The sequence below is a fragment of the Streptomyces sp. NPDC006544 genome (assembly GCF_040611715.1).
Lineage (GTDB): Bacteria > Actinomycetota > Actinomycetes > Streptomycetales > Streptomycetaceae > Streptomyces.
Map to the genome: position 1 here is coordinate 1 of NZ_JBEXOV010000065.1, position 16,286 is coordinate 16,286.

At 68.1% G+C, this 16,286-nt stretch carries 11 protein-coding genes and 6 pseudogenes; 9 read left to right on the plus strand and 8 right to left on the minus strand.

Annotated features, from left to right (window positions below; translation table 11 throughout):
* Positions 1-206 precede the first annotated feature (206 nt).
* The 4 genes and pseudogenes from ABZY44_RS26125 to ABZY44_RS26140 all read right to left on the minus strand — a co-directional run.
* A pseudogene (locus tag ABZY44_RS26125) lies at positions 207-569 on the minus strand (transposase); the annotation flags it as partial.
* 331 nt (positions 570-900) lie between these two features.
* Entirely contained in the window at positions 901-1,731 is an 831-nt protein-coding gene (locus ABZY44_RS26130; protein WP_356657860.1) for an alpha/beta hydrolase, read from the minus strand.
* Positions 1,732-2,091: 360 nt separating this feature from the next.
* A complete protein-coding gene (locus tag ABZY44_RS26135; RefSeq protein WP_356657862.1) occupies positions 2,092-2,883 on the minus strand; it encodes an alpha/beta hydrolase in 792 nt (263 codons plus the stop codon).
* 278 nt (positions 2,884-3,161) lie between these two features.
* A pseudogene (locus ABZY44_RS26140) lies at positions 3,162-3,752 on the minus strand (transposase); the annotation flags it as partial.
* A 1,009-nt stretch (positions 3,753-4,761) separates the two neighbouring features.
* Here ABZY44_RS26140 and ABZY44_RS26145 point away from each other — a divergent pair.
* Positions 4,762-5,184 carry a hypothetical protein gene (locus ABZY44_RS26145; protein ID WP_356657864.1) on the plus strand — a complete coding sequence of 141 codons (423 nt, stop codon included), beginning with the start codon at positions 4,762-4,764 and terminating at the stop codon, positions 5,182-5,184.
* Here ABZY44_RS26145 and ABZY44_RS26150 read toward each other — a convergent pair.
* Positions 5,181-5,713, minus strand: a pseudogene (locus ABZY44_RS26150) (transposase); the annotation flags it as partial. The gene ABZY44_RS26145 and the pseudogene ABZY44_RS26150 sit on opposite strands and share 4 nt — an antisense overlap.
* A 100-nt stretch (positions 5,714-5,813) precedes the next feature.
* On the opposite strand from ABZY44_RS26150, the gene ABZY44_RS26155 reads away from it, so the two are divergent.
* The 3 genes from ABZY44_RS26155 to ABZY44_RS26165 all read left to right on the plus strand — a co-directional run bounded on the left by ABZY44_RS26155 (position 5,814) and on the right by ABZY44_RS26165 (position 8,021).
* Positions 5,814-7,094, plus strand: coding sequence for an ISL3 family transposase (locus ABZY44_RS26155; RefSeq protein ID WP_356657866.1), 1,281 nt, complete (start codon positions 5,814-5,816; stop codon positions 7,092-7,094).
* On the plus strand, positions 7,091-7,453 hold the full coding sequence (locus ABZY44_RS26160) for a transposase (protein ID WP_356657868.1): 363 nt from the start codon (positions 7,091-7,093) through the stop codon (positions 7,451-7,453). The genes ABZY44_RS26155 and ABZY44_RS26160 overlap by 4 nt, the downstream gene beginning before the upstream one ends.
* Before the next feature lie 88 nt (positions 7,454-7,541).
* Positions 7,542-8,021, plus strand: coding sequence for a hypothetical protein (locus tag ABZY44_RS26165; protein ID WP_356657870.1), 480 nt, complete (start codon positions 7,542-7,544; stop codon positions 8,019-8,021).
* Between the two features lie 935 nt (positions 8,022-8,956).
* Here the strand turns inward: ABZY44_RS26165 and ABZY44_RS26170 are convergent.
* Complete coding sequence (locus tag ABZY44_RS26170) at positions 8,957-9,622, minus strand: TetR/AcrR family transcriptional regulator (protein WP_356657872.1); 666 nt, start codon at positions 9,620-9,622, stop codon at positions 8,957-8,959.
* 118 nt (positions 9,623-9,740) lie between these two features.
* On the opposite strand from ABZY44_RS26170, the gene ABZY44_RS26175 reads away from it, so the two are divergent.
* Positions 9,741-10,601, plus strand: a complete 861-nt coding sequence (locus tag ABZY44_RS26175; RefSeq protein WP_356657874.1) for an SDR family NAD(P)-dependent oxidoreductase — start codon at positions 9,741-9,743, stop codon at positions 10,599-10,601.
* A gap of 22 nt (positions 10,602-10,623) precedes the next feature.
* Here the strand turns inward: ABZY44_RS26175 and ABZY44_RS26180 are convergent, their stop codons facing one another.
* The gene (locus ABZY44_RS26180) at positions 10,624-10,869 is read right to left on the minus strand and encodes a hypothetical protein (RefSeq protein WP_356657876.1); all 246 of its coding nucleotides are present in this window, start codon (positions 10,867-10,869) and stop codon (positions 10,624-10,626) included.
* 284 nt (positions 10,870-11,153) lie between these two features.
* Here ABZY44_RS26180 and ABZY44_RS26185 point away from each other — a divergent pair.
* From ABZY44_RS26185 to ABZY44_RS26200, 4 genes and pseudogenes are all read left to right on the plus strand, one after another.
* Positions 11,154-11,457: pseudogene (locus ABZY44_RS26185) on the plus strand (IS982 family transposase); the annotation flags it as partial.
* 75 nt (positions 11,458-11,532) lie between these two features.
* Positions 11,533-12,483, plus strand: a pseudogene (locus ABZY44_RS26190) (ISAzo13 family transposase); the annotation flags it as partial.
* Between the two features lie 111 nt (positions 12,484-12,594).
* Positions 12,595-13,902, plus strand: coding sequence for an IS4 family transposase (locus ABZY44_RS26195; RefSeq protein WP_356657878.1), 1,308 nt, complete (start codon positions 12,595-12,597; stop codon positions 13,900-13,902).
* Between the two features lie 17 nt (positions 13,903-13,919).
* Positions 13,920-14,606: pseudogene (locus ABZY44_RS26200) on the plus strand (ISAzo13 family transposase); the annotation flags it as partial.
* 25 nt (positions 14,607-14,631) lie between these two features.
* On the opposite strand, the gene ABZY44_RS26205 reads toward ABZY44_RS26200, so the two are convergent.
* Positions 14,632-16,089: an NF041680 family putative transposase gene (locus ABZY44_RS26205; protein ID WP_356657880.1), complete on the minus strand. Its 1,458-nt coding sequence runs from the start codon at positions 16,087-16,089 to the stop codon at positions 14,632-14,634.
* Between the last annotated feature and the right edge of the window lie 197 nt (positions 16,090-16,286).

Consider the following 16,286-nt stretch of genomic DNA (forward strand, 5'->3'; position numbering starts at 1 on the left):
AGCTACCTCGCCGGCCTCCACCTCCGCGCCGCAATGATCTGGATCGACGACCTGCTGAAGGCTCCCGAATGATCACGACATCACACAGGCCCTAGTAGGGCTTGGTCAGGTCGGTGCGAGGGTGGGTATGTCGCGGTGACAGGTGGGGCAGGCGCCGGCCCAGGCGGCGAGGAGACTCTGCAGTTCGCGGACGATTCGGTAGAGGCTCAGACCGGCGCCGTGGCTTTTGGGGCTCCGGCCAGTCGCTGGAGGGTGCAGAAGGCGTGGGCGGCGGAGACGAGGGTGACGTGGTGGTGCCAGCCGGCCCAGGTGCCGCCCTCGAAGTGGGCCAGGCCCAGGGCCTGCTTCATCTCGCGGTAGTCGTGCTCGATGCGCCAGCGGAGCTTCGCGAGGCGCACGAGTGTGGTCAGCGGTGTCTCCGCGGGCAGGTTCGAGAACCAGAACTGGATCGGCTCGGCCTGATCGGCAGGCCATTCGGCCAGCAGCCAGCACGCGGGCAGTTCCGGCCCGTCGACGGCTTTGCGGACCTCGCGGCCGGCGGCCCGGATCCGCAGGGCAACGAATCGCGCCGAGCTCGGGAACCGAGCACTTCCCCTCCACCAGGGCACGTCGCACGTCCTCCACCACACCCACACTCCTGAAAGCACCCAGACGATCCACCCTGGATCACGACTGGGACATGGTGCAGTTAACAGGCCTCTGGGCTGTCGAGGTGCCGTGGGACCGGGCCAGCCGCGTCGAGGCAAGGGACTTCTCCCGCTGGCTGCAGGTCGCAGGGCAGCCGTCGCGCCCTCACTGGCGGCGCCCCGACTCGGTCGGCCAGTGGGCTTCAAGCGGAAAGCCGTACGCGCCGTCGGTTCGTACATCACAGCGAGACGGTCTACGAACCTTCTACGACTGTCAGGTACGGGCGAAGGCGCGCAGGTCTTCGTTGAGACGGTCCGCATGGGTCGCGAACAGCCCGTGGCCCGCGCTCTCGTACACGTGGAGTGTTGCTCCCGGAATCATGGCGGCCGCGCGACGTCCCGTGAGGTGGAGCGGGGCGGAGGCGTCGGCGGAGCCGTGCACGACGAGGACCGGTCGGTCGATCTTCGCCAGCTCCGGTACGAGGTTCAGTGAGGGCAGGAGGTCGTTGAGGGCCGTCCCGGCCCGTGCCGTCGCTCCCTGGCAGAGGGCCACCATGTGCGCCACGTACGCGTCCGACACCGCAGGGCCCGGGAGGTGGCGGGCGAAGAAGGCGTCCGCCCCGTCGGTGAAGAACTTGGCGCGGTCCTGCCGGAAGGTCTCGTTGAATGCGCGGATGAGCTGCGGATCCAGTCCGTCGGCGTGATCCGAAGATCGGGCCGGTCCGGGCGCCATCCCGCTGACGAGAACGGCCCGGGCCACCCGCTCACCACCGTCGAGGGTCAGGTGGCGTACGACCTCGACGGTGCCGAATGAGTGCCCGACCAGCGTGACGTCGAGCAGGTTCAGGTGGTCGAGCAGAGAGCCCAGGTCCCCGGCCAGCGTGTCGAGATCGAAGCCGCCCCAGACGTCCTCGGACCTGCCGTGTCCCCTGCGGTCGAACCCCACGCACCGGAACCCCTCGGCCGCGAGCGGCAGCATCTGGTACTCCCACATCTCGGTGCTGAGGTAGGAGCTGTTGACGAAGACGATGACGGGTCCGTTCGCCGGACCGTAGTCGACGAAGTGGAGGCGAGTGCGATCGGTCGTGGACTCGAAGTACGGCATGACGCGGGTCCTTCCGTGGGGTGGCTGTGGGGCGTGGCACCATCCTTGCCCGGTGCCACAGGGGCGAGCCATTACCTCCGAGGTCATGGCCGAGGCGGATACCTGTTCTCCTGCGCCGGGAAATCGAGGCCAGCCGTTCGGGCATCTCAACGGCGCTCTTCGATCAGGCGAAAGGGAGTGGGTTTCTCGCCCTGAGGGGAGGCCCGCCCCCGCAACGGACCCGGGTTCGCGTCCCTGGGCGTCACCGTCGAACGGGTACCGACCGACAATGCGCGGGCCTACAGCGAGAACACCGGGTTAGGTTCTTCCGCTCGGTCCGGCAGCGTCGGCGGCTGGTGCGGCGGACCGGTCATCACAGGTTCAGATGCCCGCGAGGAACTCCCGGACCGCGATCGCCAAGCCCTCGGGGTCGGCCTGTTGGACGAAGTGGTCGGTGTCCAGGGCGCGGTAGACCGTGCCGGGGCGCCTGGAGCACATGGCATCGGCCTGTTCGGCGGGCAGGACCTGGCTGCGCAGTCCATGGATGAGGAGTGCGGGACAGTCTGTGGCGAGCCACTGTTTCCAGTGGTCGCCATGAACGAGGTTCTCGGAGTCCACGGTGTCCTGCGGGTGGAAAGGCAGTCGCCAGCCGGCGCCGTCGGGCAACGGGCGCAGCAACGGGCCAAGGACGGTGGCGAGGGGTCCACAGGCGGCGGCCAGTTCCTCGCGGGTGGCTGCGGTGTAGGGGAAGTTGAGGACGAAGGCGAGGGGTCTGGTTCCGTGGTCGGGGAAGTCGACCGCTGCGTCGACGTTTATCAACGCTTCGACCAGTTCCGGGCGTTCGGCGGCTAGGTGGAAGGCGTTGAATGCGCCGAGGGAGTGACCGAGGAAGACCGCGCGGTCGATGCCCAGGTGGTGGACGAGGGCAAGGAGGTCGGCGACGTAGCCGGCCCGCGTGTATTCGGGGGCACGGTCGGAGTCGCCATGGCCGCGCTGGTCCGGGGCTATCACCCGCCACTCCGGGCCGAGGGCTGCCGCCAGGGCAGTGAAGGACGCCCCCTCTGAGAGGTGGCCGTGCAGGGTGACGAGGGGGCGGCCAGTGCCGCCGAAGTCGAGATAGGACAGGGCGCGGCCGGCGACGGTCAGGGTGGCACGGGTGGGCTGGACGGCCATGACGGTTGTACTCCCTCGGTTCGTGTTATTACGGGCCTTTACCGAGACCAACCATACATACGTCTATGACGATTGTTCAATACATCTGTATGAATGCCGTGGAGGGGGCGCCACGCCGCCCGCCAGCCCAGCGGACGCTCACTCCACTGACCAGCCAATCCAACAACCCGGGCCCAGTCATTCCTCGACAACTGCCCAACCTCAACACCCAACCATCACCAGCGGGGCTGTGAACGTTCCGGGTTGGGCAATGCCGCTTAGACCGACCGGAAAAAGGATCACTTGAGGCGCCGGGCGGTGGGCGGATCGTCCCAGCGATATCGGCTCGTCGAGCGCCGGATGAGCATGCGGAGCGTGACGAGAGCGGCGGCGAGGTAGAGATAGAGATAGAAGTCCACGGCCTCGCCGCTTCGCTCGGTGCAGCGTCGCAGCTTGCCGTAGTCGTTCATCCAGGAGTGCGTGCGCTCGATCACCCAACGCTTGACGGCCTGGATCGGGGCGGGCACTCCCCTGCGGGCGATCGCGGCCGTGAATCCCAACTCGGCTACCATTACACGGGACTTGGTTCTGTCGTATCCGCGGTCGAGGTTGACGTTGACCGCCTCCGGGATCGTGCCGGCCTGTTCCCTGACCGCTGCCAGGGTGGGGCCGAGCAGCGGTGAGTCATGACGGTTCGCACCATCGGACACGATCCCCAGCGGGACCCCGCACGCGTCGGAGGCGACCGAGCGTTTCAGTCCCTGTTTGCCCCGGTCGACGGGCGAGCGTCCCGCCTTCTCCCCGCCGCACGGAGCTTTGGTGATGCAGCCGTCGACCGAGATCTCGCCGAGATCGAGGCCGATCATGCGGTCGTACGCCTCCAGGGCGATCTACTGGCGGTCGGCCTTAATAGCTCTGATTGCGGGGCGAGTTGGGGGCACACCACCGCATAAGTCGCCTACGCGTACGCGAGGGTCCTGCGTCATCCGGACGGGTGACGCAGGGCCCTCCGCCCGCTAGCCGCGCCGCCCGTCCGGCGGCCTGCCTTTGCCGATCCTCTCTGTTGACCCACGAAGCCCGCCAGGTCGCCGCCTGGCTGCGCGCGGTGGCCGCCGGGACGGTGTCTGTGACCGAACCTAATGCCGAGGGTCAGGCACCGCGCGGCCAGGCCGCACGGCGCAGACCCCGTGATCACACCAGCCACGAACAAGATCAGGAAGGGCGGCGGCTACCGCTTCGGGGAAGGCGGCGGCTCCGGCCACGGCCTCTCCGGCGGCTCCGGGCAAGGCCGCGGGGACGGCCACCAATACCGCGGCGACGGCGGTGAAGAAGGCCACCACCAAGAAACCCCCCCGCCAAAGCGACTGCGAACAAGACCGCCGCCACCGCGAAGACCACCACCGCGAAGAAGTCCGCCGAACCGCAGGCGCCCCAGGTGACGGAGCCCCCGCGGCGCGAACTCGTCCTGACCCTGCTGGTCGAGGCCGCGGAACCCCGCATGGACAGTGAGGTCGCCGCCGAACCGGCGCAGGCCCACCCCGAGCGCCCGGCCTCCGTCCAGGTGGTCCGCAACACCCTGGAGGCCTCGCCAAGAAGGGCGTCGTCGAGAAGGAGAACAAGCATGGTTCGGTCATGTACTCCGCGCCCCGGCCCGCAGCGAAGGAGCAGGCACCCTCGGCGGCCCCTGCCGCCGCTCCGGCGCAGGAGAAGGCCCCGGCCGAGGAGGAGGCCCCGGCTGAGGTCTGATCCACGGTGCTGCCCACCGCGCCCCGGCGGCCACCCCGGCCTGACGGCGGGGAGCCCCGGTCCGGGCTCCCCGCCGTCCGTCGGGGGTGGGTGCCCCTATATGTTTGGTCAAGGTGGAGGAGGGCTGGTTCGGGCGTCTGGAACGATGTGCCTGTGCATGCTGATGATCAGGTTGGCGAGGGTGTTTCTGCGGATCTCGCGGTGCTTCTCCGGAGCGCTGACGACAGCCGTCCGGTGATGATCGTGTCTTCCGTCTGTGGCGGTTGTGGCGGGCGTGTGTTCCTCGTGCTCTTTGACGATGTCGAGGGCGGAGCCGAGCGCATGTGTGTTGGTTGCGGCGTCCACGCGTTCATTGCTGATAGTGAGGAGTTTTGGGAGGACGCGGATCCTGGCGAGGCCGGCTGCCCGTGCGGAAGCCGGGAGTTCGAGGTGGCAGTCGCGTTCTCGCTTGCCGACGACGGGCTGGTCCGATGGGTGACGGTTGGGCTGCGGTGCCGGAGGGATGGCGCCGTGGGGGTCTATGCCGAATGGAAGATCGATTACGGACCCACGGACCACCTCCTGACCATGGTCTAGATCTGTGGGACGACGGCCCGAACAGGCTGGGGTTCGTAAAAGGTTCCGTCGCGGAGCATGGCGAAGAGGACGTCGGCCCGGCGCCGGGCGAGACAGAGCAGAGCCTGAGTGTGGTGCTTCCCTTGGGCGATCTTCTTGTCGTAGTAGGCCCGCGATGCCGGGTCGCCCAAGGCCGCGAATGCGGAGAGGAAGAAGGCCCTCTTGAGCTGCTTGTTTCCCCTGCGGGAGGGCTGTTCGCCCCGGATCGAGGACCCGGAACTGCGGGTCGCGGGCGCGAGACCGGCGTAGGCGGCGAGGTGGCCGGCGGTCGGGAACGTGCTGCAGTCACCGACCTCGATCAGAATCCGTGCTCCGGTCCTGACGCCGACTCCCGCATCGACCTCAGGACCTTCGAAAGAGGGTGAGCCTCCAGGAGCTCCTCGATCCGCCCGGCCAGGAGTTTGCGCTGGTCAAGGACGGCGGTCAGAGATGGGGCCAGGCTCGGGACGATCAGCGCGGCCGCCTCGGTCCCCGGAACCGTGACCGTCTGTGGACGGTCGCGTAGTTCGGCTCTGTCGGGGATCTTGTGATGTCGCCGGGCTGAGCTGGGCAGTCTCCGGGTGTGCGGTTCAGGGGTTTTGGGGCGGTTGTTGCCGCATCTGTCCGGTGTTGTCATCGAGTCGATCAAGCGAACGGCAGGGGTCATCACGCTTCGCGCGGGGTGTCAGGCGTCGCCGGTGAGATGCCCGGGATGCGGCATGCCGTCGTGGCGGGTGCACGGCCGGTACGTCCGCCGGCTCGGCGACGCGCCCGTGGCCGGCAGCCCCGTAGTCATCGAGCTGACTGTGCGCCGGTTTAAGTGTCTGAGCAGCCGGTGCCCGGCTGTGCCGTTCGCCGAGCAGATCGAGGGGCTGACCAGGCCGCATGCCCGGCAGACGCAGATGCTGCGGTCGATGCTTGCCTCGATCGCTCTGTGCCTGGCGGGCCGTCCCGGCGCCCGCCTGGCCGCGGCCCTCGGGATCCGTATCGCCAAGGACGCCCTGCTGGACCTGCTCCGCTCGGTTCCGCAACCACCGGTTGGCGCCGTCAGGTTCCTGGGAGTGGACGATTTCGCTCTGCGCAAGGGCGACTCCTACGCGACGATCCTGGTTGATCTGGAGGCCCGCCGCCCGGTCGATGTCCTGCCCGGCCGGGAGGCCGAGCCGCTGGCCGTGTGGCTTCGTCGACACCCGGAGGTGGAGGTGATTTGCCGGGATCGGGCCGGCGCCTACGCGGAGGGAGCCCGAACCGGCGCCCCGCAGGCGATGCAGGTCGCCGATGCCTGGCATCTGTGGCGGAACGTCGCGGATGCGGTGGAGAGAACGGTCGGATCCCACCACGGGTGCATCCAGGCCGCGTTCGCGGAGACCGCGGTAATGGCGGAGGCGACCGCGAGGGACCTGGTCACGCCGGAGCCGTCCAGACCGATGGCCGTGCCGTTCGTCCCGCCGGACAGCACGCTCGACGTCAGCGGCCAACCCCGGCGCCTGGTGGCCCGCACGACAGAGAGATACGCGGCGGTCCAGACTCTGCTGGCCGAGGGAAAGTCGCTGGCGGCGATCGGCCGGACACTGCGGCTGGACCACTCCACCGTCCGCCGCTTCGTCCGAGCCGACAGCCTCGATGAACTCCTGGTCAAAGCCACCGGCAGGCTGTCTCTCCTGGATGAGCACAAGCCCTACCTCCACGCCCGCTGGCTGGAGGGCTGTCACGACATTCCCCAGCTCCACCGGGAACTGGTCGACCGCGGATTCACCGGGAGCGTCCAGTGCCTCCGCCGCTACTTCCGCGTCTCAGACCTCTCCGCCAACCAGGACGGAAGCAGCAGCCGGTGTCCCGGCCGCGGCCCAGGTCGGCCCCGAAACCTCGACGCGTCGTCCGCTGGATCATGACCAACCCCCAGCACCTCGCGGCCGCCGACGCCGCGGAACTGAAGGAGATCCGCACGGCCTGTCCTCACCTCGACGCTGCCGCACGGCACGTCCACGACTTCGCTGAAATGCTCCACCACCTCCGCGGAGACCAACTCCCCAACTGGATGGACCGTGTCCTTGCCGACGACCTCCCGGCCTTACATTCCCTGGTCAGCGGCCTAAGACGAGACTTCGACGCCGTCACCGCAGGACTCTCCACCTCATGGAGCTCCGGGCAGGTTGAGGGCCACGTCACCCGCGTCAAGCTCATCAAGCGCATGGCCTACGGCCGAGCCAACCTCGACCTCCTACGCCAACGTGTACTGCTGGGCCCCTGACCTTGCGACAGCGACCTCCCGCTGTGAGATCGCCTGAACCTGCCGTCTATTCTGAACGCGTTCAGTCAGGTGTGGAGGTGGGATGTGGATGAGCACTTCAGCGAGACGGTGGTCGGCTCTGGTCGCCGCGTTGGCGTGGGCCTGCGTTGCTTGCGCTGATGCAGGTGGAGACGCGGCTCGCATTGATCAGTCGGCGCTGACGGGCGAGTGGAGTAGTCCGGGCGGCGCTCGGCTTCGATTGCGGGCGGACCGCGGTATGACGGGGGAAAGCCTGAACAGCGCGATGTTGGGAGGCACATCGTGCCCGGACACGGCAACCGGACGCTGGAGCTTCTTCAGCTCGCCGGACGACTCGGGTTTCATGTTCGCCGATGACACGTTCACCAGCGGCGACGCCATCTCTGTGCGCATCGACGACCCGAAGGACTCCTGTCTTCTGTCAGTTCAGGTTCGGCGAGACGAGCACGGACTCAATCTGTGTCTGGTAGAGGACCTTGACTCTGGCTGTTCCGCCGAAGAGCTTCTGCGCCTTGAGCCGGTTACGCCGACAGGACAGGTAGCAAAGTGACCCACTGCCCCTGCCTCTAACGGAGCATCACAAGATCCCCGACAGAGCCCGAATTCCCCAGGTACCCGCCTCGCTGGGGGCTGCGGGTGTTCCTCCTCCTATGGGCACCTCGACAAGGGAGCAGAGTGGATCTCAGAGCACCGGTACCGTCTCGAAGACTTGGGCCGTACGCGTTGACCGATCACGGGATCGCGGCACTGCCGGCACGCTACGAGTTCGGTGATTCCTGTGTCCGCCGGGTGATCCTTGACCAGGAGTTCGGACGGAAACCACGGGGGCGGGCCGTCAGACTTGTGATCGACGTTCGGGTGGTGGACGAGGCCCTGCGTTGGGAGCCGGTGTGCCTGGACCTGGTCGACGTGAAGCGATTTCGGATCGACGAGAGCCAGGGCTCTCCTGCGGGGGTGCTCTACGATCCCCCGCAGTTCACCCGGTTCGATGGGCTGATGCAGGTCGACTGTGCGCTGAGCGTTTGGCGGCCTTCGTCCGGGGAGTGGGCAGGAGGTCTTCGAAGGCTCGGAGTTGGTCTTCGAGGCGGTCGAGGGCACGTGGAGTGTCCTGGAGCCGTGGAGCGTGTGACACCGCGCCCGCTACCAAGCACTTGCCTCGGCATCGAGCTGCCACACCCCCGTTACGGAGAACTCTTCCGGCCAGGGTGAAGCCGGTGCTCAAGCCCCTCATTAGCGGTCCGTCGATGCCTCCGGGCCCGGTGACACCACCCCCCGGATCATCAACCGCAACAAGGGGGAAGTCATGCCGGACCCGAAGGCCGGTAGCCCCATTGCGGAGCCACGAAGACGGTAACGGGGGGGGGCGGGGCGCGGGGGCACTGGAGGGCGTTTAAGCTTCCGTGACGGGGCCACCGGCCGGGACGGATTGACGGGCCAGGCGGTCAGCCAGGCGCGCAGCCACGCAGCCGCTGCCTGAGTAGCCGGCTATCCGCGCGAGGGTTTCCCGGCGGCCTGGCCGGTGCGGGTGTGCGACGCCGCCTCGGTGCGGGGCCGCAGCCCGTGGAGCGCGGCCTCGACGACTCGGTCGGCGTACTCCGCGGTCAACGGCCCCGTGCGCTGCAACCAGCGGTTGAGCAGCGGGCTCCAGAGCAGTTCGACCGCGAGGTCCAGATCGGTGTCGGCGTCGAGTTGACCGGCCTCCTGGGCGCGGCGAAGCCGGTCGCGCTTGATCCGCCGCATGGGTTCGTGTAGACGCTCGGCGTACGCCGCCGCAAGTTCCGGGTCGTGCACGATCTCGGTGTTGAGGGCCCGTAGCGGCTCGTCGTAGCGGGCGTCGTTGAGTTCGTCGACGGTGGCCCGCAGGACGGTTTTGAGGTCGGCCTCGATGTCGCCGGTGTCGGGCAGCGCGGGGTCGCCGCTCGCGTGGTCCTCGCTGAGCATGAGGAACGCATCGAAGAGCACGGTGCCCTTGGACGGCCACCAGCGGTAGATCGTCTGCTTGCCCACGCCCGCACGCGCGGCGATGGCCTCGATGCTCAGCTTGGCGAAACCGACCTCACCGACCAGGTCGAAGGCGGCCGTCAGGATGGCCTTGCGGGAGGCTTCGTTGCGGCGGCCGGCATCGGGGAGGCTCTTCGACTGCTTGGTCATGGCCCCAACCTAGCAGGCGGACGAAACGAGACGGTCCGTCTTGACAATTGCCTCATCCGCCCTCATGCTGAAAATCAACGAGACGCAACGTCTCGTCTAGTCGAGAGAGGGAGACACCATGCGTGCGTCATCCACACCGGGCCATCGCGTCTGGTTCATTACGGGCGCGGGGCGAGGGCTCGGGCGTGCTTTCGCCGAGGCTGCGCTCGCCGCGGGCGACCACGTCGCAGCCGCCGCGCGCACCATGGGGCCACTGGAGGAGCTGGCCGCCTCACACCCTCCTGGGCGCGTACTCCCCCTCGGTGTCGACGTCACCGACAGGGAGGCGGTGCGCGCGGCTGTCGCGGAGGCGGTCGGCCATTTCGGGCGGCTCGACATCGTCGTCAACAACGCCGGGATGCTGGCGATGGGCATGGTCGAGGAGTTCACCGAAGCCGAGGCCAGAGCCCAGCTGGACGTCAATTTCTTCGGCGCACTGTGGGTGAGCCAGGCCGTGTTGCCCACGCTCCGGCATCAGGGCTCCGGACACATCGTGCAGATCTCCAGCATCGCCGCCCTGGGCGGGTTTCCGAGCACCGGGCTCTACAGCGCGAGCAAGTTCGCGCTGGAGGGCATGAGCGAGGCGCTGGCCCTGGAGGCGGCCGGCTTTGGAGTGAAGGTGAGCATCGTCCACCCCGGGGGCTACTGGACCGACCTCTACACGGCGATGCGCAACACGAGCGCCCTGGGTCCCTACGCCTCGCTGCGGGAGGAGCTGGAGAAGCAGTTCGCGCAGGGGTCGGTCGACAGCGACCCGAAGCTCGCCGCCCGGGCCCTGCTCACCCTGGTCGACAGCGACGACCCTCCGCGGCGCCTGCTGCTCGGTGGCACGGCCTACGACCTCGCGTTCGATCTGGCGCACCAGCGGATGGCCGCATGGGCGGCCTGGGAACCCGTCAGCCGGGCCGCCGAACAGCCGATACCCGCGCCCAACCCCTAATGCTCCAGCCAACACGACCGAATCACCATGGACACCCTGAACGCGTTGAAAGACTCCGGCATGTTTTGCCCTCGACCACGCCGGAACTATGCGGTAGAGATAGGCCGTTGCGGACAGCTTCGGAGTCGCCGCGGAGGTTGCGGGCGAAACCAGCGAGCGGAGCGAGGTCCTCCTGTTCGGCATCGGCGATCCAGTCCTCGAGGCGGTCGCCGTGAAGTCCGGTCATCATCGCGGCGAACTTCCTGATGTGACCGGTGAGCCGGTCCATCCCGGGATCACGGGCCCGGAGGCCGTGCAGCTTGTCGGCATCTTCGTCCCGCAGGTGCTCGGGGTGGGTCGTGGATCCATGAGGCGACCTCACGGACCGTGGACTGCGGAGTCGCGGCGAGTGTCGATGCTCCGGCGCGTCCACCACGTTCGGCCGTGGCGCTCGGTGCCTGCGGGGAGGTAGCCGGTGGTGGCGTACGCACAGACCAGGGTGGCGTCGATACCGAGAACGGCCGCGGCCTCCTTGTCGCTGGAGCAGTCGTCCTGGTGGACGCCAGCCGGGCTCAGAACTACTACGGCCGCGACTTCGAGCGCGATCTGGCCGGTTTGGAGTTCGGCTGCTGCGGCCGGCCCGCAAGGGTGAACCCGAGCGGGCCGGAGCCGAGCTGTTCAAACCGCTGCGAAAGGTGATCGAGTCGGTCATACAGACGTTGAGAGGTCAGCTCGACCTCGAACGACACGGCGGCCGCACCCCCGCCGGAGTCACCGTCCGCGTCCTGCAGCGACTCCTCGCCGGACCGCCGCGATCTGGCACAACCACAAGAGCGGCGGACCCGTCATCCGCTCACTGACCGCCTACGACCACTAACCCTTGGAATCAATCATCTAAGGGCTTGCGGGGAATCAAGGTGTTGCTTCCCGTTCTGGAGCTCGTTGGTGTGGTATGCGCATCCCGGACGAGACTCGTGACCACCTGGCTGTGAAGTTCGCAGTGTTGTTCCCGCACCTGGACGAGCGGCAGCGGCGACTATTGATGGCTGCCGAGGCTCGTGTCCTGGGTCATGGCGGAGTTCGGGCTGTTGCGCGGGCGGCCGCGGTGAGTGAGACGACGGTACGCAAGGGCGTGTTCGAGTTGGAGGCTGGCGAGGCCCCGTTGGGGCGGGTGCGGCGCCCTGGCGGGGGCCGCCGGCGGGTCGCGGATCTTGACGCCGGGCTGCGGCCCGCGCTGCTGGCACTGGTCGAGCCGGATGTGCGGGGCGATCCGATGTCGCCGCTGCGGTGGACGGTGAAGTCGACCCGCGCGCTCGCGAGGGAACTAACTCGGGCCGGGCACCGGGTCAGTGCCGACACCGTCGCTGACCTGCTGCGGGAGGAGGGCTTCAGCCTGCAGGCCAATGCCAAGACGCTTGAGGGCAGCCAGCACGTGGACCGGGACGCACAGTTCCGCTACCTCAACGAGCAAGCCCGCGAGCACCGGGACGCCGGCCAGCCTGTCATCAGCGTGGACACCAAAAAGAAGGAGCTCGTCGGCGAGTTCAAGAACAACGGCCGTCAGTGGCGCCCGGTCGGGGATCCGGTGCCGGTGAACATGCATGACTTCGCCAACCCCCAGTTGGGGAAGGCGATCCCGTACGGGGTCTACGACCTGGCGGCGAACACCGGCTGGGTCAACGTCGGCACCGATCACGACACCGCCGCGTTCGCGGTGGAATCGATCCGCCGATGGTGGCACGGCCAGGGCCAGGCCGCCTACCCGCAGGCGACGCGGCTGCTGATCAACGCCGACGCGGGCGGCTCCAACGGCTACCGCACCCGGGCCTGGAAGCTCGAACTCGCCCGCCTCGCAGCTGAAACGGGCCTGACCATCACCGTCTGCCATCTGCCGCCGGGCACACAATGCCGTTGCTTGAACGTTCATCGAGTGTGTGGGTGACAGGCCGAGCGCTGGGTCGTTGGGCCGGGTGTGCATCCATGGACTGGGGTATCCGAGCGAGTGCGGCTGGGTGTGATCACGCAGTGGGTGACGGCCGGGCTGGTGGACGAGGTGTTGGCGGAGTGTCGTAAGCGGGACCGTCGGCCGGGAGCGTTGCCGGCGGGGTTCATGGTCTATTTCACGCTCGCGCTGGCGCTCTTCCACCAGGACTCCTACGACGATGTGGCCGAGCATGTGGTCGGCGGGATCCCGGAGTTGAGCGGGTGCATCCCGCACAAGGCGTCGTTCACCCGGGCCCGGGAGCGTCTGGGGCCGGAGCCGCTGGAGCGGCTCTTCCACCGCCTGGCCGGTCCGCTTGCCCCGCCAGGGCTGGCGGGGTCCTTCTACCGAGGGATGCGAATCGCGGCGGTCGACGGGTTCCTGCTCGACGCGCCGGACAACGATGCGAACCGGCGCGCCTTCGGCGGGCCGAAAGACTCCAGCGGGAAGCCGGGCGGATTTCCGCAGGTGAGGGTCGTGACGCTGACCGAGACCGGCACCCACGCCTCCATCGACGCGCGAGTGGGCGGCTACAACAGCGGCGAACGTGACCCGGCCGTGGCCATGGCGTCCTCGGCCGCCGGGATGCTCGTACTCATGGACCGCGGGTTCCCCGGGGTGGAGCTGTGGAAGGCGTACACCAGTGCCGGCGCGCACCTTCTGCTGCGAGCCCGCTCATGTGTCGCACGCCGCCCGGTCCGGTACCTGCCCGACGGCACCTATCTGGCACGTATGAACCTGGCGGGACAGAAAGGGGCTCACCCGGGCGGTGTGCTGGTCCGTGTGATCGAGTACCGCGTCGACGGGGGCGAAGTGATCCGGCTGCTGACCGACCTCTTCGACCACGACACCTACCCGGCAAGGGAATTGGCGGCGTTGTATCAGGAGAGGTGGGAGGCAGAGTCCTCATACCGGCAGGTCAAGACCTTCCAGCGCGGCCGCCAGGAGGTCCTGCGGTCGGCCGACCCGCAACTGGTGCGCCAGGAGGTGTGGGCGCACCTGGTCGTCCACCACTGCCTGACCCGGATCATCATGCGGCTCGCCGACGGCCACGGCATCGACCCGGACCGCATCTCGTTCGTCAAGGTACTCAAGCACACCCGCCGCAGCGTGGTCCGCCAGCGCACCGACACCCCGATGAAGATCCGGGCGTTCCTGGCCTCGCTCGCGGCGAAGGTCCGCCGCAAGCTCGACAACGGCACCCGCCGTCTCCGAGAGGCGGACCGCTACCTCAAGCGGCCCAACTCGCTGTACTCCTACCGGCCGAAGGACCGACCGCGAACCCCGGCCCGCCGCGTCGCGGCCAAGACCATCACGCTGCATACGGCAATAGTTCAGTAGTCAAGCAACGGCATTGGCCGGGCACATCGAAGTGGAACAAGATCGAGCACCGGCTTTTCTCGCACATCACCATGAACTGGCGAGGCCGCCCGCTGACCAGCCACGAAGTCATCGTCCAGTCGATCGCCGCGACCGCCACCCGCACCGGACTGCGCGTGCACGCCGAACTCGACACCAGCGCCTACCCGACCGGAGTGCAGATCCGTGACGCGGAGATGGCGGCTCTGCCGCTGACCCGCCATGGCTTCCACGGCGACTGGAACTACGTCCTCCACCCCCAGTCCAACCCCGCCATCCCGGCGGCCCGGGCCCCACAGACACCGGCGCCGGAGTGGGACCAGGCACTGCTGAACGCCCCCGAGCTGACCGGCATGACCCGGCAGCAGCTGAAGGACCTCACACAGAGTTTGGGCCCGGACGGTGATGGCCAGCGCGGCCGCCCGCCCCGGCTCGCCTTCCCCGAACAGGTCCTGGCCACCGTGCTCCACCTGCGAGTCGCCCTGGCCGCAGAACCTCTCGCCGTACTCTTCGGCAGCAGCCGCACAGCCATGCACCGCACCCTCCTGAAGACCAGGAAACTACTCGAAGCGCACGGCATCGTCATCCCACCGGCGACCACCCCACCCGCTGCCCTTGTGCCCCTCCAGGCTCGAGTCCTCGCCCAAAGCGGCGACCCAGAAAACAAGATCAAGACAACGTGTTAATCATCTGCAAGCCCTAACTTGATCTTTAACCTGTGCGGCGTGGGCGAGGAGTCGTGGACTTCTTCGTTCTGGGCTTTGCGGTGTCTGTTTTGCCGACTGTGTGGACGTCGTGGCGGGGTGTTGGCCGGGTGTTCTTTCGGCCTGGTGGCCGTCCAGGGCCTGGGCGGCTCGGTTTCGGTGCTTCGGCTGGGCAGGCAGCTTTCGGGCGGATGTGCCGGAAGTCGCGTCGGACGCGGGCGGGTGTGAGGCGTTCGGCCGGTGCGGGTTTCTCCCACGGCCGGCGGAGGTCGGCAGCCAGCGGGCGGGCGAGGCGGAGTTGGGTGTAGGCGGCGAGGATCAGCCAGGTCCACCGGTCGGCGGCCTGAGGAGTGCGGATCTTCGGGCAGGTCCAGCCCAGGGTCTGCTTGAACAGGCGGAACGTGTGCTCGATGTCGAAGCGTCGCAGGTAGGCCTGCCACAGACGGTCGGCATCGGCAGGGCCGGCGTCCGTTCCGGACCACCACAGCCAGACCGGCTTCGGAGTCGCTCCGCTGGGCAGGCGGTCGATGTCCAGACGGATCACGGTTCCCTCGACGATGGGAAGGGTGCCGTCTGCCGCGGCCCAGGAGGAGCGGTGGGTGAGTTTGGGGTGCAGGCGGTTCCAGGAGCGGGCGGTGGCGGTGCCGTAGAGGCGCGTGTTGGTGACGGTTTCGGTGTCCGGGGTGCCCCAGGTGTCGGCCTGGCCGAAGACGAACTCGCCGCCGTGCCGCGGCGGGCGGCCCCTCGTGTGGGGCTGCCGGGCCGGGACAGCCCGGCGCAGGACTCGGTCCGAACGCATCCGTGCCAGGATCTGGACCGGCATATCCCGTAGCAGGTGGGCAAGGCGGGGCGCGTCGTATCCGGCATCCGCGACGATCAGAATCTCCGGGTCTCCCGCTCGCCACTGCCCCGCCGTGATCAATCGCCCGACCAGTTCGCGCAGCTGCCGGGCGGTGACCGTCGCCGTGTCGTCCCCGGGTGCCAGGCGGAGCACGTCCAGGGGTGCGGTCCATGAGCTGCGGCCGGGCTCGAGCGCGCAGATGATCGAGTAGGGCCAGCCGGGGACGGGAATGTGCTGGTCCTTGCCCCGGCCGTAGGTGTGGCACAGGATTCGCTCGGGTGAGGTGTGGGCGTCGGGCCGCAGCCAGCACGTGACGTCGACGGCCAGGACCAGTCGGCCGTCGGCAGCCCGCGGCAGCGGCACCGCCGCCAGTGCCTGCCGCAGCCGGGCGATGTCGATCCGTCCGTGAGCCACAGCGGCGTAGAGCCCGCCGTGGCCGCGGCGGTGTTCGCCCACCAGCGACAGTTCGGCCAGCGATCTCACCGGCCCGTCGCCGCACAGAACAGCATCAGCCAGCTCGAACAGCCCGTCCGAACGAGCGGTCAGGCAGGAGTAGAAGTCATCCCGGAAGCGTGACAGTTCCGCCAACGGCTCTCGCCGGGCATCACAATGCAGCAGACTCATCCTCACGGCCTTCGCGCTGGACGTGTGTGTTCCTTGGTCGGAGCACATGATCCAGACGAAGGCCGCTTCCGTGTACGGCGGTTACCGAACCGAGTGATCGAGTTCGACGCACCGTTCGACGTCAAAGGTTAAAGATCAAGCTAAGGGCTGTCCCGTAAGTGATCTTGCTCTGCGATGATCTTGCCCGTGTCAGGTGT

What these genes read in the sequence shown, in the direction of transcription:
- ABZY44_RS26130 (WP_356657860.1), bottom strand. Translation starts at nt 1,731, where the DNA reads ATGCCGTACTTCGAGTCCACGACCGATCGCACTCGCCTCCACTTCGTC.
- ABZY44_RS26135 (WP_356657862.1), bottom strand. Translation starts at nt 2,883, where the DNA reads ATGGCCGTCCAGCCCACCCGTGCCACCCTGACCGTCGCCGGCCGCGCC.
- ABZY44_RS26160 (WP_356657868.1), top strand. Translation starts at nt 7,091, where the DNA reads ATGACCAACCCCCAGCACCTCGCGGCCGCCGACGCCGCGGAACTGAAG.
- ABZY44_RS26165 (WP_356657870.1), top strand. Translation starts at nt 7,542, where the DNA reads ATGAGCACTTCAGCGAGACGGTGGTCGGCTCTGGTCGCCGCGTTGGCG.
- ABZY44_RS26170 (WP_356657872.1), bottom strand. Translation starts at nt 9,622, where the DNA reads ATGACCAAGCAGTCGAAGAGCCTCCCCGATGCCGGCCGCCGCAACGAA.
- ABZY44_RS26175 (WP_356657874.1), top strand. Translation starts at nt 9,741, where the DNA reads ATGCGTGCGTCATCCACACCGGGCCATCGCGTCTGGTTCATTACGGGC.
- ABZY44_RS26180 (WP_356657876.1), bottom strand. Translation starts at nt 10,869, where the DNA reads ATGGACCGGCTCACCGGTCACATCAGGAAGTTCGCCGCGATGATGACC.
- ABZY44_RS26205 (WP_356657880.1), bottom strand. Translation starts at nt 16,089, where the DNA reads ATGAGTCTGCTGCATTGTGATGCCCGGCGAGAGCCGTTGGCGGAACTG.